This is a genomic window from Kocuria sp. KH4 (assembly GCF_053711175.1).
The window spans coordinates 90,319-112,310 of record NZ_JBSJYX010000011.1; the positions used below are offsets into that span (position 1 = coordinate 90,319).

At 75.7% G+C, this 21,992-nt stretch carries 18 protein-coding genes; 11 read left to right on the plus strand and 7 right to left on the minus strand.

Annotated features, from left to right (window positions below):
• Window positions 1–52 precede the first annotated feature (52 nt).
• Window positions 53–262, minus strand: coding sequence for a cation transporter (locus ACWCOM_RS10075; protein ID WP_454548628.1), 210 nt, complete (start codon window positions 260–262; stop codon window positions 53–55).
• Window positions 263–318: 56 nt separating this feature from the next.
• The gene (locus ACWCOM_RS10080) at window positions 319–633 is read right to left on the minus strand and encodes a metal-sensitive transcriptional regulator (protein ID WP_156269099.1); all 315 of its coding nucleotides are present in this window, start codon (window positions 631–633) and stop codon (window positions 319–321) included.
• A 98-nt stretch (window positions 634–731) separates the two neighbouring features.
• On the opposite strand from ACWCOM_RS10080, the gene ACWCOM_RS10085 reads away from it, so the two are divergent.
• Genes ACWCOM_RS10085 through ACWCOM_RS10095 form a run of 3 tightly spaced genes read left to right on the plus strand, consistent with a single transcriptional unit; the run spans window position 732 to window position 3,765 of the window.
• Window positions 732–2,732, plus strand: a complete 2,001-nt coding sequence (locus ACWCOM_RS10085) for a glycoside hydrolase family 15 protein (protein WP_454548611.1) — start codon at window positions 732–734, stop codon at window positions 2,730–2,732.
• Window positions 2,729–3,457: an AzlC family ABC transporter permease gene (locus tag ACWCOM_RS10090; protein WP_454548612.1), complete on the plus strand. Its 729-nt coding sequence runs from the start codon at window positions 2,729–2,731 to the stop codon at window positions 3,455–3,457. Before ACWCOM_RS10085 ends, ACWCOM_RS10090 begins: the two co-directional genes overlap by 4 nt.
• Window positions 3,454–3,765, plus strand: a complete 312-nt coding sequence (locus ACWCOM_RS10095; protein WP_454548613.1) for an AzlD domain-containing protein — start codon at window positions 3,454–3,456, stop codon at window positions 3,763–3,765. The genes ACWCOM_RS10090 and ACWCOM_RS10095 overlap by 4 nt, the downstream gene beginning before the upstream one ends.
• A 106-nt stretch (window positions 3,766–3,871) precedes the next feature.
• On the opposite strand, the gene ACWCOM_RS10100 is transcribed toward ACWCOM_RS10095, so the two are convergent.
• Entirely contained in the window at window positions 3,872–5,293 is a 1,422-nt protein-coding gene (locus ACWCOM_RS10100; protein WP_454548614.1) for an FAD-binding oxidoreductase, read from the minus strand.
• Window positions 5,294–5,566: 273 nt separating this feature from the next.
• A complete protein-coding gene (locus tag ACWCOM_RS10105) occupies window positions 5,567–6,217 on the minus strand; it encodes a response regulator transcription factor (protein WP_454548615.1) in 651 nt (216 codons plus the stop codon).
• A 384-nt stretch (window positions 6,218–6,601) separates the two neighbouring features.
• On the opposite strand from ACWCOM_RS10105, the gene ACWCOM_RS10110 reads away from it, so the two are divergent.
• The 4 genes from ACWCOM_RS10110 (at window position 6,602) to ACWCOM_RS10125 (ending at window position 11,384) form a co-directional block, all read left to right on the plus strand.
• Window positions 6,602–8,836 carry a glycosyltransferase gene (locus ACWCOM_RS10110; RefSeq protein ID WP_454548616.1) on the plus strand — a complete coding sequence of 745 codons (2,235 nt, stop codon included), beginning with the start codon at window positions 6,602–6,604 and terminating at the stop codon, window positions 8,834–8,836.
• Window positions 8,837–9,001: 165 nt separating this feature from the next.
• Window positions 9,002–10,396 carry an OFA family MFS transporter gene (locus ACWCOM_RS10115; RefSeq protein WP_454548617.1) on the plus strand — a complete coding sequence of 465 codons (1,395 nt, stop codon included), beginning with the start codon at window positions 9,002–9,004 and terminating at the stop codon, window positions 10,394–10,396.
• Window position 10,397: 1 nt separating this feature from the next.
• Entirely contained in the window at window positions 10,398–10,499 is a 102-nt protein-coding gene (locus ACWCOM_RS10120; protein ID WP_454548618.1) for an MFS transporter small subunit, read from the plus strand.
• Window positions 10,500–10,649: 150 nt separating this feature from the next.
• Window positions 10,650–11,384 carry a GAF and ANTAR domain-containing protein gene (locus ACWCOM_RS10125; RefSeq protein ID WP_454548619.1) on the plus strand — a complete coding sequence of 245 codons (735 nt, stop codon included), beginning with the start codon at window positions 10,650–10,652 and terminating at the stop codon, window positions 11,382–11,384.
• Between the two features lie 108 nt (window positions 11,385–11,492).
• Here ACWCOM_RS10125 and ACWCOM_RS10130 read toward each other — a convergent pair whose 3' ends face one another.
• The 3 genes from ACWCOM_RS10130 to ACWCOM_RS10140 form a co-directional block, all read right to left on the minus strand.
• Window positions 11,493–12,566, minus strand: coding sequence for a threonine aldolase family protein (locus ACWCOM_RS10130; protein WP_454548620.1), 1,074 nt, complete (start codon window positions 12,564–12,566; stop codon window positions 11,493–11,495).
• A 146-nt stretch (window positions 12,567–12,712) separates the two neighbouring features.
• Entirely contained in the window at window positions 12,713–14,074 is a 1,362-nt protein-coding gene (locus ACWCOM_RS10135) for a hypothetical protein (protein ID WP_454548621.1), read from the minus strand.
• Window positions 14,075–14,160: 86 nt separating this feature from the next.
• On the minus strand, window positions 14,161–15,309 hold the full coding sequence (locus tag ACWCOM_RS10140) for a hypothetical protein (RefSeq protein WP_454548622.1): 1,149 nt from the start codon (window positions 15,307–15,309) through the stop codon (window positions 14,161–14,163).
• A gap of 141 nt (window positions 15,310–15,450) precedes the next feature.
• Here ACWCOM_RS10140 and ACWCOM_RS10145 point away from each other — a divergent pair, with 141 nt between their 5' ends.
• The 4 genes from ACWCOM_RS10145 to ggt all read left to right on the plus strand — a co-directional run bounded on the left by ACWCOM_RS10145 (window position 15,451) and on the right by ggt (window position 21,965).
• A complete protein-coding gene (locus ACWCOM_RS10145) occupies window positions 15,451–15,849 on the plus strand; it encodes an NUDIX hydrolase (RefSeq protein ID WP_454548623.1) in 399 nt (132 codons plus the stop codon).
• Between the two features lie 45 nt (window positions 15,850–15,894).
• Complete coding sequence (locus ACWCOM_RS10150; RefSeq protein WP_454548624.1) at window positions 15,895–16,368, plus strand: DUF2867 domain-containing protein; 474 nt, start codon at window positions 15,895–15,897, stop codon at window positions 16,366–16,368.
• Between the two features lie 170 nt (window positions 16,369–16,538).
• Entirely contained in the window at window positions 16,539–20,075 is a 3,537-nt protein-coding gene (locus ACWCOM_RS10155) for a proline dehydrogenase family protein (RefSeq protein ID WP_454548625.1), read from the plus strand.
• A 45-nt stretch (window positions 20,076–20,120) separates the two neighbouring features.
• Window positions 20,121–21,965: a gamma-glutamyltransferase gene (gene ggt, locus ACWCOM_RS10160; RefSeq protein ID WP_454548626.1), complete on the plus strand. Its 1,845-nt coding sequence runs from the start codon at window positions 20,121–20,123 to the stop codon at window positions 21,963–21,965.
• The last annotated feature ends 27 nt before the right edge of the window (window positions 21,966–21,992 follow it).

The window sequence follows — 21,992 nt, forward strand, 5'->3', positions numbered from 1 at the left end:
GGTGCGCAGGGGCCCGGCCGCCGGGCCGGGCACCGCCGCGCGCGTGCGGGTCTCAGGCAACCGAGTACCCCGCTTCCTCGACGGCGGCGGCGATCTCCTCGGGCGTCAGCTCCCGGGCGGCGGTGACGACGACGGGGGACACGCCGCCGGCGACGAGGTCGACGTCGACGGACTCGACGCCGTCCAGCTCGCTCAGCTCCTCGGTGACGGACATGACGCAGTGCCCGCAGGTCATTCCGGACACGTTGACGGTGGTCTGCACGGTGGTTCGCACGGGGGTCTCCTCTGGGGGTAACGGTGGGTGGGGTGCGGGGCCGGTCAGCTCTTGAGCAGGCGCGCGATGGCCGCGGACGCCTCCTGGAGCTTGTCGTCCACGCTGGCGACGTCCCCGGACTCCTGGGCGGCCTCGACGGCGCCCACGACGCAGTGGTTGAGGTGCTCGTCCAGCAGGCCGAGGCTCACGGCCTTGAGCGCGGACTGGATCGCGGAGATCTGGGTGAGGATGTCGATGCAGTACTTGTCCTCCTCGACCATCCGGTGGATGCCGCGGACCTGGCCCTCGATGCGCCGCAGGCGCTTGAGGTACGCGTCCTTGTCCTGGGTGTACCCGTGCGGCGGCAGGGTCTGGGTCATGGGTCCTCCTCGGTCGTCCTGCCGTCACTGTATACCCCCAAGGGGTATATTTCAAGGGTCGGGCCGAGGGCCCCGCGGCGATGTGCCAGTCTTGAGGCATGGCTTCACTGATCGAGGACTACGCCCTGCTCTCGAACATGCGCACGGGCCCGCTCGTCTCCCGCACCGGCTCGGTCGACTGGCTGTGCGCCCCGCGCTTCGACTCCCCCTCGGTCTTCGGCGCCCTGCTGGGCGAGGCCGACCACGGGCGCTGGCTGCTCGCCCCCTCCTGCACGGTCGCCGACGAGGCCGGCGGCGAGGTCCTCGACGACGAGGAGAGCGGGGCCCAGGTCGCGGAGCGGTTCTACGTGGAGAACACCTTCGTGCTGCAGACCGTGTGGGTCACGGACTCCGGCTCCGTGCGCGTCACCGACTTCCTCCCGCTGACCTCCCGCACGGACCTGATCCGCCGCGTGGAGGGCCTCACCGGGGAGGTCGAGATGTACCAGGAGCTGCGGGTCCGCTTCGGCTACGGCGCCGTGGTGCCCTGGGTCAGCCGCTTCGAGGGGGAGGAGGACCCCGAGGGCGGGGACCCCGCCCCGCCCATGCTCGTGGCCATGGCCGGGCCGGACGCGCTCGTGCTGCGCGGCGAGCCCCTGCCCGAGTCCTCGGACGACGACGAGCGCCGCCACCGCGGGACCTTCACGGTCTCCGCCGGCCAGGCCCGGGACTTCGTCCTGACCCACTTCCCGTCCCACCGCACGCCGCCCGCGCCGGTGGACGTCAACGAGCAGCTCACCCGCACCGTGGAGCTGTGGCAGGACTGGTCCGGGCTCTACACCCCGCCGGCCGCCGAGCAGGACGAGCCGGTGCACATCGTCCCGGTCCGCGGACACGCCGTGGCCCGCCGCTCGGACGTGGTCCGGCGCTCGCTGCTCGTGGTGCGGGCCCTGATGCACCAGGAGACGGGCGGGCTGGTGGCCGCGCCCACCACCTCGCTGCCGGACGTGGTGGGCGGCGAGCGCAACTGGGACCACCGCTTCTCCTGGCTGCGGGACGCGGCGATGGCCCTGGAGGTCATGCTCGACCACGACCACGACCGGGAGGCCGTGCAGCTGCGCAACTGGCTGCTGCGGGCCGTGGCCGGGGACCCCCACGACCTGCAGAACATCTACGGCGTGGCCGGGGAGCGCCGCGGCCGCGAGCACCAGCTAGACCTGCCCGGCTACGAGCGCTCCCGCCCGGTCCGCGAGGGCAACGGCGCGGCGGGCCAGCACCAGACGGACGCCGTGGGCCACGTCATGGTCGTGTTCGAGAAGCTGCGCCGGCGCGGGGCGGCGGAGGACCACCTCTCCTGGCCGCTCCAGCAGGCGATGCTGCGCTCGGTGGTGGAGAACTACGAGGTCAAGGACCAGGGCCTGTGGGAGATGCGCGGCGAGCGGCAGTACTACACGCACTCCCGGGTGCTCATGTGGGCGGCCCTGCAGTCCGGGGTGGACGCCGTGCGCCTGCACGGGCTGCCGGGGGACGCACCGGTGTGGGAGCAGCTGCGGGACGCCCTGGCCGAGGAGATCTGGACCAGCGGCTACGACCCCGAGGTCGGTTCCTTCGTGCAGTACTACGGGTCGCGGACCGTGGACGCCTCCCTGCTGCAGCTGCCGCAGGTGGGCTTCGTGGCCCACGACGACGAGCGGATGCTGGGCACCGTGCGGCGGATCGAGGAGGAGCTGCGCCACCCGTGCGGGCTGATCCACCGCTACCGCAACGTCCTGGGGCCCGTGGACCCCGAGGACCCCGACGCCTACGCCGGGGTGACCGGCGTGGACGGGTTCTCGGGCCAGGACAACCCGCACCTCGGCGCGTCCCTGTGGCTGGCCACCCAGTACGCCCGCTCCGGGCGCGCCGACAGCGCCCGCAAGCTCGTGGACCTGGTCCTCTCCCGCGCCAACGACCTCGGCCTGCTGTCCACCGAGTGGTCGCCCGAGCGGCGGCGGATGACCGGCAACTTCCCCCAGACCCTCACCCACCTGGCCCTCGTCCAGGCGATGGACGCCCTCGACGCCGCGCAGGGACGCCGGAGCGCGCCGGAGCCCCGGGAGGCCACGGGGGCCACCCCGTGAGCGGCACCGTCCCCGTCGACTGGCGGAGCTCGCCGGCGGTGCGGATCGGGCTGTCCCTGTCCGTGGCCACCGGGCTGTACGGGATCTCCTTCGGCGCGCTGTCCGTGGCGGCGGGTCTGAGCTTCTGGCAGACGGTGGCCCTGTCCGCGCTGATGTTCACGGGCGGGTCCCAGTTCGCCTTCATCGGGGTGGTCGCGGGCGGCGGGGCCGGGGCCTCGGCGCTGGGCGCCGCGACCCTGCTCGGGGTGCGCAACGCCGTCTACGGCATGAGCATGAACGCCCTGGTCCGTCCGCGCGGCGGGCTCCGGCTCCTCGCCGCGCACATGACCATCGACGAGTCCAACGCCGCGGCGTCCTCCCAGACCCACCCCCTCGAGGAGAGGCGGGGGTTCTGGACCGCGGGGGTCGGGGTGTTCCTGTTCTGGAACCTGTTCACCGTGGTCGGCGCGCTGCTCGGCAACGCCCTCGGCGACCCCGCCCGCTGGGGCCTGGACGGCGCCGCCGTGGCGGCGTTCCTCGGGCTGCTGTGGCCCCGGCTCGGCGCCCGGGAGCCGGTGGCGGTCGCGGTGGTGTGCGCGCTCGTCACGGCGCTGACCATCCCGGTGCTGCCGCCGGGGCTGCCGATCCTGGTGGCCGCGGTGGTCGCCGCGCTCCTCGGCCGCTCCCGCCGCCGGGGACCCGGCGCGGCCGGGGCGGCGTCCGGCGGGACGGAGGCCGGGGCATGAGCATGTGGTTCTGGGTCCTCGCGGCGTGCGCGCTGGCCTACGGGCTGAAGCTCGTGGGCTACCTCGTGCCGGACCGGGTGCTGGACGACCCCCGGGTGGGGCGGATGGCCGGCACCGTCACGGTGGGCCTGCTGGCCGCCCTCGTGGTGATGAACGCCTTCGGCTCCGGCCAGGCGCTGGTGCTGGACGCCCGGCTCGGGGCCCTGCTGGTGGCGGGGGCCGCCCTGATGCTGAGGGCGCCGTTCCTGCTGGTCGTCCTCCTGGGCGCGGCCGCCGCCGCCGGGCTGCGGCTGCTCGGGGCGGCCTGAGCCGCCGCTGCGCGCCCCGGCCGCCCGGTGCCCCGCTCCGGCGCGGTGGGCGCGCGCGGTCCGCGGCGGCGTCCCCGCGGTCCGCGGCGGCGTCCCCGCGGGCCCGTCAGGCGGCGCTGGGCACGATGTTGTGGTTGAGCCGCAGGACGTTGCCCGGGTCGTAGCGGTCCTTCAGCTCCACGAGCCGCCGGTGCGTGCGCTCCCCGTAGGCCTGCCGGGCCGCCTCGGGGGTGACGGGGCCCTGCTCGGCGCCGAGGAAGTTCACGTACTGGCCGAGCTCGGCGAACGGCGCCATGGCGGCGTGGGCCCTCCGGGCGAAGGCGGTCAGGCGGACGTCCTCCGCCGGGTCCAGCCAGTAGCCGTAGACGTTGAGCCAGTACCGCGACGACCGGTTGGGGAAGGCGGTCGCCCCGGCGGGCACCCGGCCGAAGAAGCCCTCCATGTGGTGGATGTCGATGCCGGTGCCGAACCAGGTGACCTCGCCGGCGACGCCGACCAGGGCGTCGACCACCTCGTCGTCCAGGCGGGAGAAGGAGGCGTTCTTCCAGTAGCCGCGCGCGCCCCGGGGGAAGAGCTCGTCCATGGCCGACTGCCACTCCGGCCACTGCACCGGGCCGACCTCCTCCTCGTCGGGCGGCGCGTCCGCGCGCAGGCGCTCGATCAGGCGCAGGCCGTCCTCGTGGTCGGGCGACGTCCAGGTGAAGCCGACGATCAGCAGCGGCTCCTCGCCCATGCCTAACCCGGGCGGCAGGCGCAGCATCGAGACGATGCTGTTCATCTCGTCCGGCAGGTCCGCGGTCCAGCGGGCGTAGGCCTGCAGCGCGGCCCGCCAGTGCGCCCGCCGGTAGACCAGGTTCCCGCCGAGCACGGACGGCGGCAGCCGCCGGGCCAGGAAGGTGAAGGAGGTCACCACGCCGAAGTTCCCGCCCCCGCCGCGGATCCCCCAGAACAGGTCCGGGTTGTGCCGCGCGTCGACGTGCAGGTGCTCCCGGGTGCCGGTGACCACCTCGGCGCCGACGAGGTTGTCGAGGGTGAGACCGTTGCTGCGGGTCAGCCACCCCACGCCCCCGCCCACCGTGAGACCGGCGATGCCGGTCGCGCTCACCACGCCCACGGGCACGGCCAGCCCGTGCGGGGCGGTGGCGCGGTCGACGTCGGCGAGGGTCGCACCGGGCGCCACGGTCACGCGCCGGGTCGCCGGGTCCACGTCCACCCGGCGCAGCGCGCCCAGGTCCAGGACCAGACCACCTTCCACCGTGCCGTGCCCGGCCACGTTGTGCCCTCCGCCGCGCACGGCCAGCGGCAGGCCCGTGTGCTGGGCCGCGGCCAGCACCGGGTCGACGTCCGCCGCGGAGCCCGCCCGGGCGACGGCGCGCGGGCGCACGTCGATCATGCCGTTCCAGACCCGCCGGGCCTCGTCGTAGAGCGGGTCGTCGGGTTCGACCAGCGCCCCGGTCAGCCGGGTCCGCAGCGCCTCGAGCGCCCGCGCGACCTCGTCGTCGTGCTCCTCATGGCCCACGATCCCCATCGGACTGGCTCCCTGTGTGCGGGGGCGCTCGCCCCCGGACGGACCTCTGCGACCGGCGGCGCGCACGCCGCCGACGACGCCGGGCCGGCCGCCCTGGTCGTGCGCGCGGGCCGGGCCGGGAACGCGGATCCGGTGCAGGACGCGGACCGCGCACGATGGTGCCGATCCCAGTCTAGGAACGGGTCCGCGGGGGCCACAACGGGCGGCGCGCAACGGGCGGGTCACGGTGGGCCCCACCGGCCCGCGGCGGTTCCCGCTCCGGTGGGCCGGACCTCAGGCGAGCGGCAGGACGGGCGGGATGATGCCGTCCTCCACGGCCCGCTTGTACAGCTCCAGCTTGGTGCGGGCCGGGCGCTCCACGAGGGCGTACTTGCGCCGGGTCCGCTTGAGGTGCTCCTCGACCGTGGACTCCGCGATCCGGAGCCGGGTGGCCACCTCCTGCTCCTGGAGGCCCTCCACGTAGAGGGCGAGCACCTCGCGCTCCCGGGCGGACAGCTTGGCCGGGAGCCGGCTGGGCAGCTCGGCGAGGGAGGCCTGGAGGCCGTCGCTCACGAAGTGGCCCAGCTGCCGGGCCAGCCGCATGGTCCGGAAGACCGCCTTGATCGGCTCGCACTTGCCCACGGCCCCCGAGGCACCGCACGCGAAGGCCGAGCGGACGCGGACGAGCTCGTCCGGCGGCGTGAGGACCACCACGGTGTGCTCGTGCGCCACGAGGTCGGTGATGTTCTGCACCAGGCTGCGACCGTCCTGGGTGTTCAGGCTCAGCAGCACCACGGCGGCCTCCGGGGCGTTCTGGGCCAGGAACTCCGGCACGGTTCCCGCCACGGCGCCGACCCGCACCCCGTGCTCGGGGTGCTCCAGGGACTCCCGCTGCATGGCGAGGCGGGTCATGGGCTGGGGGCTGACGACGGCGGCGGTCAACATGCTGGGAACTCCTCGACTTCTCCCGCGACGAGGCGCGGGCTCTCCGGGGCCGGTCCTGCCCGGACCGGCGACGGTCGGTCGACGGCCCGGGGCGTCCTCCGCGCACCCGCACCGATATGCCGGATCGGGCATATACAGGGGGTCGGCGGAGAGCGGTCCGGGCGGCGGTCCTCGACGTGGTCGCTGCCGGCGGAGACGGTGCTCTGTGGTGCTTCCACGATGACGGACGCGCTCGCAGGCGGACAAGGCAGATCCGTACGGACCTGCAACTCCGTACACCGTACGAGGGACAGCCGGGGCCCGACCCCGTCGTGGGTGTCCCGGCAGGGGTCCGGCTGGGAGACTGGGGGCGCACGAGCCGCCGGAGGAAGGGCCTGTCCCGTCATGCGCATCGACGTCCTGAGCAGCACCAGCGGCCGGGAGCCGCACCTCGGTCGGGAGGCCGAGCTGGACCGGCTGCTCCTGCAGCTCGCCGCACGCGGGGTCGAGGCGGTGCTCGCGCCGCCGGGCGCCCCGCGGCCGGCCGCCGGGGGCGGGACCGGAGCAGAGGATACGGCAGCACCGGGTGCCGCGGCGGAGGCGCCCCCGGCCGCGGAGGGGCTCTTGCTGGTCGGGACCGAGCGCCCCGCCGGCCCGGAGCTGCTCACCGGCTGGCTCGAGGCGGCCCGGGCCGCCGTGGATGCCGGCCGGCCGGTCGTGCTCAGCGGTCTGGCGCTCGACGTCCGCGACGCTCCGGCGGAGGTGCTGCGCGAGCTGCTGGCCGCGGCCGCGTTCGTGGGGCTGCGGGACGGGTCCTCCGTGGAGCTGGCCTCCCGGCTGTGCCCGGAGCACCCCGGCCTGCACCTCGGCTGGGACGACACCCTCCTCCTCCCGGGTCCCGCCGTTCCGGGTCCCGCCGCTCCGCACGCTCCGACGCCCGCCCCGGAGCGGGCGCCGGAGCGTGCACCGGAGAACGGAGCTGGGAACGCACGGGAGGACGCACCGGAGGGCGCACCGGGGCGGACGGCGGAGCGGGTGCCGGTCCACGCACCGGAGCACGCGCCGCCCTCGGTCGTCGCGGTGCTCGAGCGCCCCGCGGGGCCGATCGGCCCGGAGGAGGCCGCGCCGGTGCTCGCCGCCCTGCTGGACGCCCTGGTGCACCGGGCGCCCGGCGCGGTCGCCGTCCTGCCGTGCCGGCCGGAGGACGCGGACTTCGCCGCGGCGGTCGCCGCGCACCTGCCGCCGGACGTCCGGCGGCACCGGCCGGGGGCGGTGGGGTCGGCGGACGCGCTGGTGGACGCGGCCGAGCACCTCGTGACCACCTGCCCCCGCGCGGTCGCCCTCGGACTGGCCGCCGGGGCCGACGTCCTCCCCGTCAGCACGGACACATATGCCGCGCAGCGCATGGATGCGGTGCTGCGCCGGTGGGGGCTGGCCGAGCACGTGGTGCCGCTGGCCGCGCTGATCACGCCCGGTGCCGCGGCGTGGGACACCCGGGCCGCCGTCCAGCAGTGGGCCGCGGAGGCCGTCGAGCACCGGGCCGCGGTCCGGTCGGCGCTGGCCGACGCGGAGCCGGCCCTGCGCGCCGCGGGCGAGCGCTGGTGGGACGGGGTGGTGGAGGCGCTCCGGGGCGGGCGGCCCCAGCCGCCGCCCGCGACGGTCGTCGCGCCGCGCGGGGTCGGGGCCCCGGTGGTGCGCTCCCTCCGGCGCCGCTACGTCGCGCCCGCGGCGCCGCCCGCCCGTCCCACGGTCGCCGTCCTGCTCCGGACCCGCGGGCGCCCCGCGCAGCTGGCCCGCGCCCTCGACGGCGTCCTGGAGCAGACCTTCACCGACTGGCAGCTGGTCGTGCTGGACGACGGCGAGGACCCCGCCGGTGTCGACGCGCTCCTCGCCGCGCGGCGGAGGGCGTTCGCGGGACGGGCGGCGGTCCTGCACCACCGCCGTGGCCCGACCCCGGGGGCCGCGGCGAACCGGGGGCTGCGCGCGGGCGACTCGGAGCTCGTGGTGCTCCGCGACGACCACGACGAGTGGTTCCCCACGGTCCTGCAGCGCGCCGTGGCCCGGCTCGAGGACCCGCTGGCCACGGACGACGCCGTGGTGGTCCCCGGGCAGTCCCCGGACGCCGGGGCGCCGCCGCCCGCGCCACCCAGCCTCACCGGCGCGCTCGGCGGCGACCGCCCGGCGCCCGGGGCGTTCGTGTACCGGCGCGCGGTGCACGGGGTGCTCGGGGACTACGACGAGACCCTGGCCGCCGCCGCGGACTGGGAGTTCCGGCTGCGCTTCCTCGAGACGTTCACCGTGGGCCGCGTCGAGGGGCCGCCGCGCCCCGTGCGGGAGCGGCGGCGCGACGCGCCGGGCCCGGAGCCCCACCTGCGGGACGAGCTGCTCGTGCGCGAGCGCCACCTGCGGCAGTGGACCGCCGAGAACGGCATCGGCCTGCCGCTGTACCTGGGCCGGGAGCTCCGCACGCAGGCGGAGGGGCTGCACGTGCGCCTGGACGGCTCCGAGGCCCTCGCCCGGGAGCTCCTCGACCTCGTGCGCGCACAGTCGGCCCGGATCGAGCGGCTGGAGCGCACGGTCGCGGAGCGGGGGTTCGCCGCCTTCTGGCGGCGCGTGTGGCGGGCCGTGCGGGGGCGCTGAGGCAGGGCGCGCGCCACGCCGGTCGACAGGGTGCTTTCCACCCGTGACCGTGATGTGACATGATTCACCCTCGTGCGCCGGAGCGGGTGCGCCCGGTTCCGTGCCCCCAGGCCGCCCCGGGCCCGCCCTGTCACGGCATGTCCGCAGCAGAGAAGGAGTCGAGGCATGGGCTGGCTGGATCGAGAGCACACCGTGGCACCCCCCGGCTTCAACCGCTGGCTCATTCCCCCCGCCGCGCTGGCGGTGCACCTGTGCATCGGCCAGGCCTACGCCACGAGCGTGTACAAGACCGCGCTGGTGGAGCACTTCGACGCCAGCCTGACGGAGATCGGCATCATCTTCTCCATCGCGATCGTCATGCTAGGCCTGTCCGCGGCCGTCTTCGGCACGTGGGTGGACACCGGCGGTCCGCGCAGGGCAATGTTCACCGCCGCCCTGCTGTGGTCCGGCGGGTTCCTGGTGGGTGCGGCCGGGATCTTCACCGAGCAGCTGTGGCTCGTCTATCTCGGCTACGGCGTGATCGGCGGGATCGGCCTGGGCATCGGCTACATCTCGCCCGTCTCCACGCTGATCAAGTGGTTCCCCGACCGCCCGGGACTCGCCACGGGCATGGCCATCATGGGCTTCGGCGGCGGCGCGCTGATCGCCAGCCCCCTCTCCGCGGCGCTGCTCAACGTCTACGACCCCGAGTCCGGCGGCCAGGGGTGGGTGGCGAGCGGGGACGCCGTGGGCAAGCTCTTCCTGACCTTCGCCGTCGTCTACCTCGCCTACATGCTCTTCGGGGCGTTCACCATCAAGGTCCCCGCCGACGGCTGGAAGCCCGAGGGCTTCGACCCGTCGACGGTCGCGACGAAGGCGCTCGTCACCACGAACCACGTCTCCGCGAACAACGCGATCCGGACGCGGCAGTTCTGGCTCGTGTGGATCGTGCTGTTCTGCAACGTCACGGCGGGCATCGGCATCCTCGAGCAGGCCGCCCCCATGATCCAGGACTTCTTCCGCCAGGCCGACGGGGCGTCCCTCGTGACCGCCGGGGTGGCCGGCGGCTTCGTCGGGCTGCTGTCCATCGGCAACATGGGCGGGCGCTTCGTGTGGTCGACCACCTCGGACATCGTGGGGCGCAAGCGCATCTACATGATCTACCTGGGCGTGGGGGCCGTCCTCTACGCCGTGCTGGCCCTGTTCGGGTTCAGCTCCACGCTCCTGTTCGTGCTGCTGGCCTTCGTCATCATCTCCTTCTACGGCGGCGGCTTCGCCACGGTGCCGGCCTACCTGCGGGACCTCTTCGGGACGTTCCAGGTCGGGGCCATCCACGGCCGGCTGCTCACGGCCTGGTCCGCCGCCGGCATCGCCGGGCCCCTCATCGTGAACGCGTTCCTCGACGCCCAGGGCACCCCCGGGCAGCTCACCGCGCAGGCCTACCAGCCCGCGCTGCTGACCATGGTCGGCCTGCTGGTGGTGGGCTTCGTCGCCAACCTCCTGGTGCGGCCCGTGGACGCCCGCTACCACGAGCCCGAGACCGCCCCGTCCGCCGCCAAGGTCCCCGCGAAGGAGGCATGACATGAGCCGTTCCCGACTGGTCCTCGGCTGGGCCCTCGTGGGGATCCCGCTCCTCTACGGGATCACCCAGACCGCCCTGAAGGTCACCGCCCTGTTCGTCTGAGCGAGCGGCCGCGCCGGGTCTTGGCCGGCGGGTGCGCCGCGCCGGGCCGCCCGTGCCGGCCCGGATTCCTGGCACGATGGGTCCACGACGCCCGGGACGTCCCGGGCAGGCGCCGATCCAGCACCTGACCGACGACAGGGGGGCCACCCGATGACCGAGAGCGACCCGGGCGGGGTCCCCGTGGCGCAGCTGCAGGAGCTGCTGCTGGAGTCCGAGGACATCACCGCGTTCCTCGACGAGTTCACCGCCACCATGGCCCGGGCCCTGTCCGCCAACGGGGACGAGGTGTGGTGCGCGGTGACGCTGCTGCGGCCGCGGCGCCCGGCCACGGTGGCCTCCTCCGGTCCTCGGGCCGAGGCCCTGGACGAGATCCAGTACCACTACGGCGACGGGCCCTGCCTGTCCGCCGCCCGCGAGCACCGGGTGGTGCACGTGGCCGACACCGGCACCGACTCCCGCTGGCCGGCCTACGGGCAGGCCGCGGCCGCGGCCGGGATCGGCGCCGCCCTGGGCGTGCCCCTGGAGCTCGGGGGAGAGGCTGCCGCGGCCCTGGACGTCTACGCCGAGCGCCCCGGCACCTTCGACGCGGCCACCATCGAGGTCGTCACCCGCCAGGTGGCCTCCGTGTCGGCCTCGCTGGCGCTGGCCGTGCGCCTGGCCCGCCACCGCGACACCGCGACCGACCTGCGGGCGGCGATGAGCTCGCGCACCACCATCGACCTGGCCGTGGGCATCGTCATGGCCCAGAACCGCTGCAGCCAGGACCGGGCCGTGGAGATCCTCCGGGCCGCCTCGAGCCACCGCAACGTGAAGCTGCGGGACCTGGCGGCCGAGCTGGTCGCCACCGTGTCCAGGGGGCCGACCGGCACCCACTTCGACGGCTGAGCGACCGTCCGGGGCGCGGCACGTGGTGCCGTGACCCCGCCGCGGTCCGCGGGACCCGCCGCGCCGCCGCCCCACCGGGCGGACCCGGGCGGGGCGGAGCAGGCGGCGTCAGCGGCCGGCGCCGACCGTCTGCTCCCGCAGGGCCGCCACGAACCCGTCGACGTCCTGCTCCGTGGTGTCCCACGAGCACATCAGCCGGACCTCCCCGGTGGCCGCGTTCCACACGTAGAACGGCCAGCGCTCCTGCATCCGTGCGGTGACCCCCGGGGGAAGCAGTGCGAACACCGCGTTCGCGTCCGGCAGCTGCGTCACCGTCACCCCGGGGACGGCGGTGAGGCCGTCCGCCAGCCGCTGGGCCATGGCGTTCGCCCGGCGGGCGGCGGTGAGCCAGAGGTCCCCGGTGTGCAGCGCCAGCAACTGGGCGGAGACGAAGCGCATCTTCGAGGCCAGCTGCGTCGAGAGCTTGCGCACGAACCGGGGCTGGCGCACGGCCTCGGGGGTGAGCACGACCACGGCCTCCGCCCCCATCAGGCCGTTCTTGGTCCCGCCCCACGAGACCACGTCCACCCCCACGTCCGTGGTCAGCGCCCGCAGCGGCAGGTCGAGCGCCGCGGCCGCGTTGGCCAGGCGGGCGCCGTCGAGGTGGACGGTCATGCCCAGCCCGTGGGCGTGCTCGCACACCGCGCGCAGCTGCTCGGGGGTGTAGACCGTGCCGAGCTCCGTCGACTGGGTCACCGTGACCACGCGCGGCTGGGCGTGGTGCTCGAAGCCGAAGCCGTGGGCCTCCCGGTCGATCAGCTCCGGGGTCAGCTTGCCGTCGGGCGCGGGCACCGGGAGCATCTTCACGCCGGCGACCTTCTCCGGCGCCCCGCACTCGTCGACGTGCGCGTGGGCGGTGGCCGTGCAGATCACCGCGTCCCAGCGGTCTGTCATCGCCGAGAGCGCGACGACGTTGGCGCCGGTCCCGTTGAACACCGGGAAGCACTCCGCCTGCTCGCCGAAGTGGTGGCGGACCACGTCCTGGAGCGCCTCCGTGTACGGATCGGCGCCGTAGGCACCGACGTGGCCCCCGTTGACGGTCGCCAGCGCCTGGAGCACCTCGGGGTGGACCCCCGCGTAGTTGTCGCTGGCGAATCCTCTGCGGGCGGGGTCGTGCAGGCGGGTCAGAACGGTCTCGATCACGGTGGGCCTTTCCGGTGGGTCGACGGCGTGCGGGGCCGATTCCGCACTCTACTCGCGCCGCCCGGAGCCGGCGTCCGGATCCCGGGCGGACGGGTGCCCCGGGGCGGGGTGCTCAGGACCTCGCCCCGGGGCGTCGCGGCCCGCGGCTACCGCCGCGTCGCGCGCCGGCGGTCCCAGCGGTGCACCACCGCGCCGCCGAGCAGGGCGAGCATCGCCGCCCCGAGGCCGTGACCCGCGAGCCCGGCGGCCGTGGTGGCCGCCGCTGGAGCCGCCGCGGAGACCGTCACCGGGCCGCACGTCTGTGCCGCGGCTCCGGCGGCAGGCTCTGCCGGGCGCGCGGCGGCCGTCCCGTCGGTGCTGGTGCCGTCGGTGCTGGTGCCGTCGGCGACGGAGCCGGCGGCAATGCTGGCCGCCCCGGCACCGGGTGCCGTGGGCGTCAGGCAGTCGTGCGCCTGGCCGGTCCTCGGAGCCGGGGCCCGGCCGTCTCCACGTGCCGACCGGGCGTGGACCTCGACCTGCGCCTCGAGGGCGACGGGGCGGCCCGCGCCGGGAGCCGCCGCAGCGGTGGGCCCGCTGACGAGTCCGGCGGGGGCGGGACTGCCGTCGGTCGGGGCCGGGGCGTCCTCGAGGGCTCCGCTCGCGCTGGCGCCCCCGGCCCCGGTGTGCGTTCCGGCGCCGGCAGGATTCTCCCCGGTCTCCTCACCGCCGTCGGTGCCGCGCCCGCCGGCCGGCACGGTGCCCGCCTCCGGAGCCGATCCGCCGGCGCTGCTCCGGCCGGTGCCGGTGGTGGGGTCGCCGATGAGGGTGATGGGGTTGCCCTCGACGGTGACGGGAGCGGTGATCACGGGGGCGATCTGATTGCCGCCGGCGAGGCTGTCCTGGCCGGAGGTCTCCGGGGTGCTGCCGTCTGCGGGGACGGTGCTGTCCGGTGTGTTGTTCTGGCCGGTGCCGGTGCCGGTGCCGGTGCCGGTGCCGGTGGTGGGGTCGCCGATGAGGGTGATGGGGTTGCCCTCGACGGTGACGGGAGCGGTGATCACGGGGGTGATCTGGTTCCCGCCGGCGAGGCTGTCCTGGCCGGTGGTCTGGGCGGCCGGGGTCGTGCCCGGGGTGGCTGCGTCTCCGCCGGTTGCGGTGCCGGTGGTGGGGTCGCCGATGAGGGTGATGGGGTTGCCCTCGACGGTGACGGGAGTGGTGATCACGGGGACGATTTGGTTCCCGCCGGCGAGACTATCCCGACCGGAGGTCACCGGGGTGCTGCCGTCTGCGGGGACGGTGCTGCCCGGGGTGTTGTTCTTGCCGGTGCCGGTGCCGGTGGTGGGGTCGCCGATGAGGGTGATGGGGTTGCCCTCGACGCCGACGGGAGCGGTGATCACGGGGGCGATCTGGTTGCCGGCGAGCAGGCCGTCCTGGCCCGAGGTCTCGGCCGCGGATGCCTCCGACGAGCCGATGGCGGCGATGCCGGCGGCGAGGACGAGGCCGTACAGGCCGCGACGGATGTCCTGGTGCATGACTGTTCTCCTGATGTGATGGGGGGGTGACCGCAGGGCGGTCGGATCGGACTGCGTCTGCCCGGGAACGGGCAGGGCAGGCCTCATCAATCAGGTGTGGAACCGGGGTCGAACGCCGGGGGCGCCGGAAAATTCTCCGCGGCCCCGCGCGGCAGCTCGGTGCCGTCGGCCGTCGACCGGGCCGTCAGGTGCAGGACGACGACCTCCCCGGGCATGCCGGGCCAGGCGCCGGCCGCGGCGTCGCCGAACATCGACCCGGTGCCGCCGGTACCGGAGGACGAGGAACTCGTGCCGGTTGTGCCGACCCTCTGAGCCCCCGCGTGGACGCCCGCGTCCGCCGGAGCTGGGGCCGCCGCGACGGCACCGCGGCCGCTCGGGGCGACCCCCAGTCCGCGGAGGAGATCAGCGGGGGAGTCGAGCCCCGTCCGCGGGACCGTCGTCACGGCCGGGGTCACCGTCTCCCCGCGCAGGCCTTCGGCGCCCACGGCGGGCTCGCCGAGCGCAGCAGGCTCGGCGCGTTCGGCCGGCGCGCGGTCCGCAGGAGCAGGGAGCACACCGTCGGCGGCCGGAGTCTCCGGCAGGTCGCCCGGCGACGGGTCGAGCACCGCGGGCGCCGGGGCCCCCGGTGCCTCGTCCGGTGATCCGGCGTCGGGTGGAGCCGTCTGCGGGGCGGACGGAACGGGCGCGACCCCCGGGGCGGGGACGAGCGGCGGAAGGCCGGGCCCGGTGACGGGGTCCTGCCCGACGACGGGTGCCCGGACGAGCACGTCGTCCGCGGTCCCGGTGACGGGCCGGACGACCGCGTCCACCGTGCCGGTGAGGCCCTCGACCCGTGCGGTGGTCTCCCGGACGGCGGTGCCGACGGTACCGGGCGGCACGATCCCGCCGACCACGGGCACCTGGGCCGCCGTGCCGTCCACCGCGTCGGCGAGCGGGGCGGCGACGTCCTCGACCGCCCGGGTGAGGCCGCCGACGCTGCCGGTGACCTCCTCGACGAGCGGGCCGGTGCGCAGCTCGACCGGCGGCAGGAGTGCGGGAGCCGGTGGTTCGGCGGCGGGCGCCGGCTGCAGGACGTCGCGGACCGTGCCGTCGAGGTGGTGGCCGAGCCCGCGCACGGGGGTCTCCGCGGCGCTCGCCCCGGTCGCTCCGAGCAGGAGCCAGCCGAGGGCGCTCAGCCCGGCCAGGAGCGCCAGGCGCAGGGCGGCGGCACGGGAACGCTGCGTCGACGACGTCACGGTGGCACCTCCTCGTTCGCATCCTGACGAGTCCGGCCCGGGGGGGGGGTGCTCCCAGGGTAGGACCGCACGAGGCGCATTTCAATGAATTCGTCTGTAATGCGGCGGCGGGTCCGTGCCTGCCGCCGGTAGTGTCGGGGCATGCGCATCGTCCGGGCCGCCGCGGCGGTCGTCGTCGGCGCGGACGGCCGGCTGCTGCTGATCCGCCGGGGCACGGACCCCCAGCGCGGGTGCTGGAGCGTGCCGGGCGGCCGGGTGGAGCCCGGCGAGACGGTGGCCGGGGCCGCCGTCCGGGAGGCCCTCGAGGAGACCGGTGCCCGGGTGCGCGCCGAGCGCGAGCTCGGGGTGGTGCGCGTCCCCGGCGGGCCGGGCGTGGTGTACGAGGTGCACGACGTCGCGGCGACGTACCTCGGCGGGACGCTGCGCCCCGGCGACGACGCCGACGAGGTCCGGTGGGTCGCCCCGCAGGAGCTCTCGGCGCTGCGGACCACCGACGGGCTGCTCGAGCACCTCGCCCGCTTCGGGATCCCGGTGCGCTGATCCCGCCCTCCCCGGCCCCGGCGCCCGCGTGCTTGGATAGGGGGCATGGCACGGACACAGGGCTTCTACGTCGACACGGTGCAGCGCACCAGCCCGGCGGACCCGGACGCGGTGTGGGCGGTGGTCGAGGGCATCGGCGGGGAGCGCGGCTGGTACAGCACCGACCGCCTCTGGGCGGCCCGCGCCGCCGCCAACCGCCTGGGCCTGCCGCCCGGGCGGCTGCGCCACCGCGAGGACCCGGACCGGCTGGCGCCCGGGCAGCGCCTGGACTGGTGGACGGTCGAGGCCCTCGAGCCGGCACGGCGGCTGCGGCTGCGCGCCCTGGTCCGGATGCCCGGGGAGGCCTGGCTGGACATCCTCCTGGAGCCCCGCGAGGGCGGCGGCTGCCTCTACCGCCAGACCACGGTCTTCCGGCCCGCGGGCGCCGCCGGCCGCGCCTACTGGTACGCCATGCTCGCCCCGCACAAGGCCGTCATGGGCCGGCTGGCCTCGGACATCCTGGCGCACGCGCACGGCTAGGACCCCTGCGGCCGGCGTGCGCGCGGGCTCTTCCGCGGCGGCTCTTCCCCCGGCGGGCCCGCGGCCGTAGCGTTGTCCCACCGGCCGCCGTGACGCCCGGTGGATGCGGCCGGTGGCCGAGGGAGTGCCTCGGCGCCGCCGCCGGGCCGAGCCTCCAGGAGAGTGCCGCCATGTCCGCCGACGCCCCGTCCGTGCCCGACTCCCGCGCCCTGGCCGACGAGGCCGTCGCCCTGGTCCGCGCGTGGCTCACCCGCGCCGCCGACGGCCGGAGGTACCGGGACGGCGCCGCCAACCGCCTGGCCACCGTCCTGCAGGACCCCCACGGGCTCGAGTTCACCGTGGGCTTCGTCGACCGGGTGGTGCGCACCGAGGACGTCCGCGCGGCGGCCCTTGCGCTGCGCTCGGTCGCGGGAATCGTCCCGCGCACCATGCCGGCCGCGGACCGCGCCCAGATCCGGGCCGGGGCCGCCCTGGCGGCCACGGCCCCGCAGGTGGTCGTGCCCGCCGCGCGCGCCCGGCTGCGCCGGCTCGTGGGCCACATGGTCGTCGACGCCCGGCCCGGGCCCTTCGGGCAGGCCGTGCGGAGGCTGACCACCCAGGGGCACCGGCTGAACATCAACCTGCTGGGCGAGGAGGTCCTCGGCCGGGAGGAGGCGGACAAGCACCTCGCCGACGCCGCCGCGCTGCTGGAGCGCGACGACGTCGACTACGTGTCCCTCAAGGTCTCCTCGGTGGTGCCGCAGCTGTCCCACTGGGGCTTCGAGGGCACCGTGGCGGCGGTGGTCGAGCGGCTGCTGCCCGTCTACCGGGCGGCGGCCCGGGCGCCGGCCGGGAGCAAGTTCATCAACCTCGACATGGAGGTCTACTCCGACCTGCACCTGACCACCGAGGTGTTCACCCGGCTGCTCGAGCGTCCGGAGCTGCGCGGGCTCGAGGCCGGGATCGTGGTGCAGGCCTACCTGCCGGACGCGCTCGCGGTGGTCCGGCGGCTCTCCGCATGGTCCGCGGAGCGGGTCGCGGCCGGCGGCGCCGGGATCAAGGTCCGCCTGGTCAAGGGCGCGAACCTGCCCATGGAGCGGGTGGACGCCGAGCTGCACGGCTGGCCCCTGGCCACGTGGGACACCAAGCAGGACACCGACACCAACTACAAGCGGGTCCTGGACTGGGTCCTCCGCCCCGAGCGGATGACCGGGCTGCGGCTCGGCGTGGCCGGGCACAACCTCTTCGACATCGCCTTCGCCCACCTGCTCGCGCAGCGCCGCGGCGTGACGGAGCGGATCGAGTTCGAGATGCTCCAGGGCATGGCGGTGGAGCAGGCCCGGGCGGTCAGCGCGGACGTCGGCGAGCTGCTGCTCTACGTGCCCGCCGTGCGCCCCGCCGAGTTCGACGTCGCGGTGTCCTACCTGGTGCGCCGGCTCGAGGAGAACGCCTCGCCAGAGAACTTCATGTCGGGGATCTTCTGCCTGGCCCCGGACAACGAGGTCTTCGTCCGGGAGGAGCGCCGCTTCCGCGCGGCGCTCGAGGCCCTGGACCCGCGGCAGGACACCGACCCGGTGCCCGCCCGCACCCAGGACCGCGGCGCCCCCGGCGCCGGCTCGGAGCACCTGCCGCTGGACGAGGACTTCCGCAACGAGCCCGACACCGACGTCGCGCTCCCGGCGAACCAGGCGTGGGCCGAGGGCATCGCCGCGCGGATCACGGACCGCGGCTGGTACGAGGGGCTGCCCGTGCCCGGGCCGGTGGGCGCGGCCGACGTGGAGCGTCTCGTGGCCACCGGCCGGGCCGCCGCCGAGGACTGGCGCGGCCGCGGCGCCCGCGAGCGCGCGGAGATCCTCAACCGGGCCGCCGACGTGCTGGCCGCCCGCCGCGGCCACCTGCTCGCCGTGGCCGGCGCGGAGGCGGGCAAGACCCTGGGGCAGTCCGACCCGGAGGTCTCCGAGGCGGTCGACTTCTGCCGCTGGTACGCCCGCCGGTCCCTCGAGCTGGAGACCGTCGACGGCGCGCGGTTCGTGCCCGACCGGCTGGTGCTGGTCACCCCGCCGTGGAACTTCCCGCTGGCCATCCCCACCGGCTCCACGGTGGCGGCCCTCGCCGCCGGGGCCGCGGTGCTGCACAAGCCCGCCCCCGAGGTGCGGCGCTGCTCGACCGCCGTGGTGGAGGCCCTGTGGGAGGCCGGGGTGCCGCGGGACGTGCTCCAGCTCGTGGACTCCGTGGAGGGGGAGGTCGGGCAGGCGCTCGTCTCCCACCCGGGGGTGGACCGGATCGTCCTCACCGGCGCCTACGAGACGGCCCGGCTGTTCGGCTCCTGGCGCCCGGGCCGGCCCCTGACCGCCGAGACGTCCGGCAAGAACGCCATGGTGATCACCCCCAGCGCGGACCGGGACCGGGCGGTGTGGGACCTCGTCACCAGCGCCTTCGGCCACGCCGGGCAGAAGTGCTCGGCGGCCTCCCTCGGGATCCTCGTGGGCAGCGTGGCGCGGTCCCCGCGGTTCCGCCGCCAGCTGCTCGACGCCGCGTCCTCGATGGTGGTGGACTGGCCGCAGAACCTGCAGGCGAGCGTGGGCCCCACCATCGACGAGCCGGCCGGGAAGCTGCGCCGGGCCCTGACCCGGCTCGACCCGGGGGAGGAGTGGCTGCTCGAACCCCGGCAGCTCGACGACACCGGGCGGCTGTGGCGGCCTGGGGTCCGGACCGGAGTGGCCCCGGGTTCCTTCTACCACCGCACCGAGTGCTTCGGCCCGGTCCTGGGGCTCATGGAGGCCGCCGACCTGCACGAGGCGCTCGAGCTGCAGAACGCCGTGGACTACGGGCTCACCGCCGGGCTGCACTCCCTGGACCCCGAGGAGATCAGCACGTGGGTGGAGCTGGTCGAGGCGGGCAACCTCTACGTCAACCGCGGCATCACCGGCGCCGTCGTGCGGCGCCAGCCCTTCGGCGGCTGGAAGAGGTCCTCGGTGGGGCTGGGCGCCAAGGCCGGCGGGCCCAACTACCTCGTCCAGCTCGGCTCCTGGCACAAGGCCCCCTTCGCGGAGGCCCCGGACGGGCACCGCGGCACCGGGGCGCGCCCCGCCGCGCCGGTCGCCCGCCACCTCGAGGCCCTGCGACCCCTGGTCCCGGCGGCCGACGCGGCCTGGCTCACCGCCTGCGCCGAGCAGGACCAGGCCTGGTGGGAGCGGGAGTTCGGCCGCGTCCACGACGCCACCGGCCTGGCGTGCGAGGCGAACCTGTTCCGCTACCGCCCGCGCGACGTCGTCGTGCGCGCCGCGGAGGACGCCCCGCTCACCGACGTGATCCGGGTGGGGCTGGCCGCCGTGCGCTCCTGCTCCCGCGTGGTCCTCGTCCCGGCGGCCGAGGTGCCGGGGGAGGTGCGCGAGCTGTTCCGCTCCGTGCTGGACCCGTGCGGGGACGAGGCCTTCGCCCGGGTGGCCGCCGACTGGTCGGACCCCAGCGGGTCCGGCCGGATCCGGGTGGTGGGGACCGCGCACGGGCTGGCCGAGGCGCTCGCGGGGCGGCCCGAGATCGACGTGCTCGCGGACCCGGTGGTCGGCGCCTCCCGCGTGGAGATGCTCCCGCTGCTCGCCGAGCAGGCCGTCGCCGTCACGATGCACCGCTTCGGCAACCCCTCGGCGGACGCCGAGGCGGTGGTGCACCGGCTGGTGACGGCCTCCCAGCCGGCGGAGGCCCCCGCGCAACCCGCGGACATCTGAGCGTCAGCCCTGGTGGGGGGCGGGCTCCGGTGCCAGCATGAGCCCATGCGCGCATCCCTGAGGTACCTCGCACTGGGTCTGGCCGGAGCGCTCGGCGTCTCCGGCACCGTTCTCGGCGGCTCCGCGGCCGTCGCGCACGAGGATCGGCACCACGGGGGCCGCGGCTCGCCCGTCACCGCGGAGCTGCCCAAGGTCCCCACCATGACCGGCGGCGGCGGGGCGGTCTCCTCGGTGGACCCGCTGGCGAGCCAGGTGGGCATCGACGTCCTCGAACGGGGCGGCAACGCCGCGGACGCCGCCGTGGCCGCCGCCGCCACCCTGGGCGTCACCGAGCCGTACTCCGCGGGCATCGGCGGCGGCGGCTTCTTCGTGCACTACGACGCCGCGACCGGCGAGGTCCGCACGGTCGACGGGCGCGAGACCGCCCCGGCCACCTACACCGAGGACGAGTTCCTGGGCGAGGACGGCGAGCCGCTGGACTTCGCCACCGTGGTCGGCTCCGGGGCGTCCGTGGGCGTGCCGGGGACACTGGCCACCTGGGAGACGGCCGCCGAGGAGTTCGGCACGATGGACCTGCGCCGGCTGCTGCGACCCGCCGAGCGGATCGCCGCCCGCGGCTTCACGGTGGACGAGAACTTCCGGGAGCAGACCGCGCAGAACGCCGAGCGCTTCCGGACGTTCCCCGCGACGGCCGAGCTCTTCCTGCGCGACGGCGAGGCCCCGGCGGTCGGGGACGTGTTCCGCAACCCGGACCTGGCCCGCACCTACCGCACGATCCGGCAGGAGGGCACCGGCGCCTTCTACGACGGGTCGATCGCGGCGGCGATCGTGGACGAGAGCCGCGAGCCCACCACCGCCGAAGGCGCGGCGGTCCTGCCCGGAGAGCTGACCCGCGAGGACCTCCGCTCCTACGAGGCCCTGCTCAAGGACCCGGTCTCCACCGAGTACCGCGGCCTGGAGGTCTACGGCATGGGCCTGCCCAGCTCCGGGGGGATCGCGGTGGCCGAGACCCTGAACCTGCTGGAGGCCTACGACGAGCGGACCGGCACCGCCCTCGCGGACGTCCCCGAGGCCCAGTACCTGCACCGCTTCTCGGAGGCCACGGCCACCGCCTTCGCCGACCGCAACCGGTGGGTCGGGGACGTCGAGGGCGTGCCCGTCGAGGAGCTGACGAGCCAGGAGTTCGCCGACGAGCGCGCCTGCCTCTTCGACGAGGGGACCGCCCAGCCCCGGCCCGTTGCCTTCGGGGAGCCCGACGGGGACTACGCCGCGTGCGGGACGGCACAGGCCCGCCAGCCCGAGCCCGCCGGCGGGGTCTCGACCACCCACCTCAACGTGGCCGACCGCTGGGGCAACGTGGTCTCCTACACCCTCACCATCGAGCAGACCGGCGGCTCCGGGATCACGGTCCCCGGGCACGGGTTCCTGCTCAACAACGAGCTCACCGACTTCAACTTCGCGCCCCTGACCGAGGGCGTGCCCGATCCGAACCTGCCGGGGCCGGGCAAGCGGCCCCGCTCGTCGATGAGCCCGACGATCGTACTGCGCGACGGGGAGCCGTGGATGTCGGCCGGCACCCCCGGCGGGGCCACGATCATCACCACCGTGGCGCAGATCCTCACCGGGCACATCGACCGTGACCTCGCCCTGGTCGACGCCGTGGCCGCTCCGCGGCTGAGCTCCCGCAACGGCACCGAGGGCGCCGACCTGGGTCTCGCCGGCTCTCCCACGGGCGCGCAGCTGCGCGAGCTCGGCCACGAGCTGGAGGACGTGCGCTGGATCGGCAACGCCTCGGCGATCCGGATTCTCGGGGACGGGCGCTTCGTCGCGGCGGCCGAGACCGAGCGCGGCTACGGCGGCTCGGCCATGGTGGTGCACCCGGAGCCGTGAGCCATCGTCGCGGGCCCGGCCCCCTCC

Bases quoted from the DNA above. Each gene is read 5' to 3' on its own strand.
- ACWCOM_RS10125 (WP_454548619.1), top strand. From the start codon at position 10,650: ATGACCGAGAGCGACCCGGGCGGGGTCCCCGTGGCGCAGCTGCAGGAG.
- ACWCOM_RS10110 (WP_454548616.1), top strand. From the start codon at position 6,602: ATGCGCATCGACGTCCTGAGCAGCACCAGCGGCCGGGAGCCGCACCTC.
- ggt (WP_454548626.1), top strand. From the start codon at position 20,121: ATGCGCGCATCCCTGAGGTACCTCGCACTGGGTCTGGCCGGAGCGCTC.
- ACWCOM_RS10150 (WP_454548624.1), top strand. From the start codon at position 15,895: ATGGCACGGACACAGGGCTTCTACGTCGACACGGTGCAGCGCACCAGC.
- ACWCOM_RS10105 (WP_454548615.1), bottom strand. From the start codon at position 6,217: ATGTTGACCGCCGCCGTCGTCAGCCCCCAGCCCATGACCCGCCTCGCC.
- ACWCOM_RS10100 (WP_454548614.1), bottom strand. From the start codon at position 5,293: ATGGGGATCGTGGGCCATGAGGAGCACGACGACGAGGTCGCGCGGGCG.
- ACWCOM_RS10145 (WP_454548623.1), top strand. From the start codon at position 15,451: ATGCGCATCGTCCGGGCCGCCGCGGCGGTCGTCGTCGGCGCGGACGGC.
- ACWCOM_RS10080 (WP_156269099.1), bottom strand. From the start codon at position 633: ATGACCCAGACCCTGCCGCCGCACGGGTACACCCAGGACAAGGACGCG.
- ACWCOM_RS10095 (WP_454548613.1), top strand. From the start codon at position 3,454: ATGAGCATGTGGTTCTGGGTCCTCGCGGCGTGCGCGCTGGCCTACGGG.
- ACWCOM_RS10135 (WP_454548621.1), bottom strand. From the start codon at position 14,074: ATGCACCAGGACATCCGTCGCGGCCTGTACGGCCTCGTCCTCGCCGCC.
- ACWCOM_RS10115 (WP_454548617.1), top strand. From the start codon at position 9,002: ATGGGCTGGCTGGATCGAGAGCACACCGTGGCACCCCCCGGCTTCAAC.
- ACWCOM_RS10155 (WP_454548625.1), top strand. From the start codon at position 16,539: ATGTCCGCCGACGCCCCGTCCGTGCCCGACTCCCGCGCCCTGGCCGAC.
- ACWCOM_RS10120 (WP_454548618.1), top strand. From the start codon at position 10,398: ATGAGCCGTTCCCGACTGGTCCTCGGCTGGGCCCTCGTGGGGATCCCG.
- ACWCOM_RS10085 (WP_454548611.1), top strand. From the start codon at position 732: ATGGCTTCACTGATCGAGGACTACGCCCTGCTCTCGAACATGCGCACG.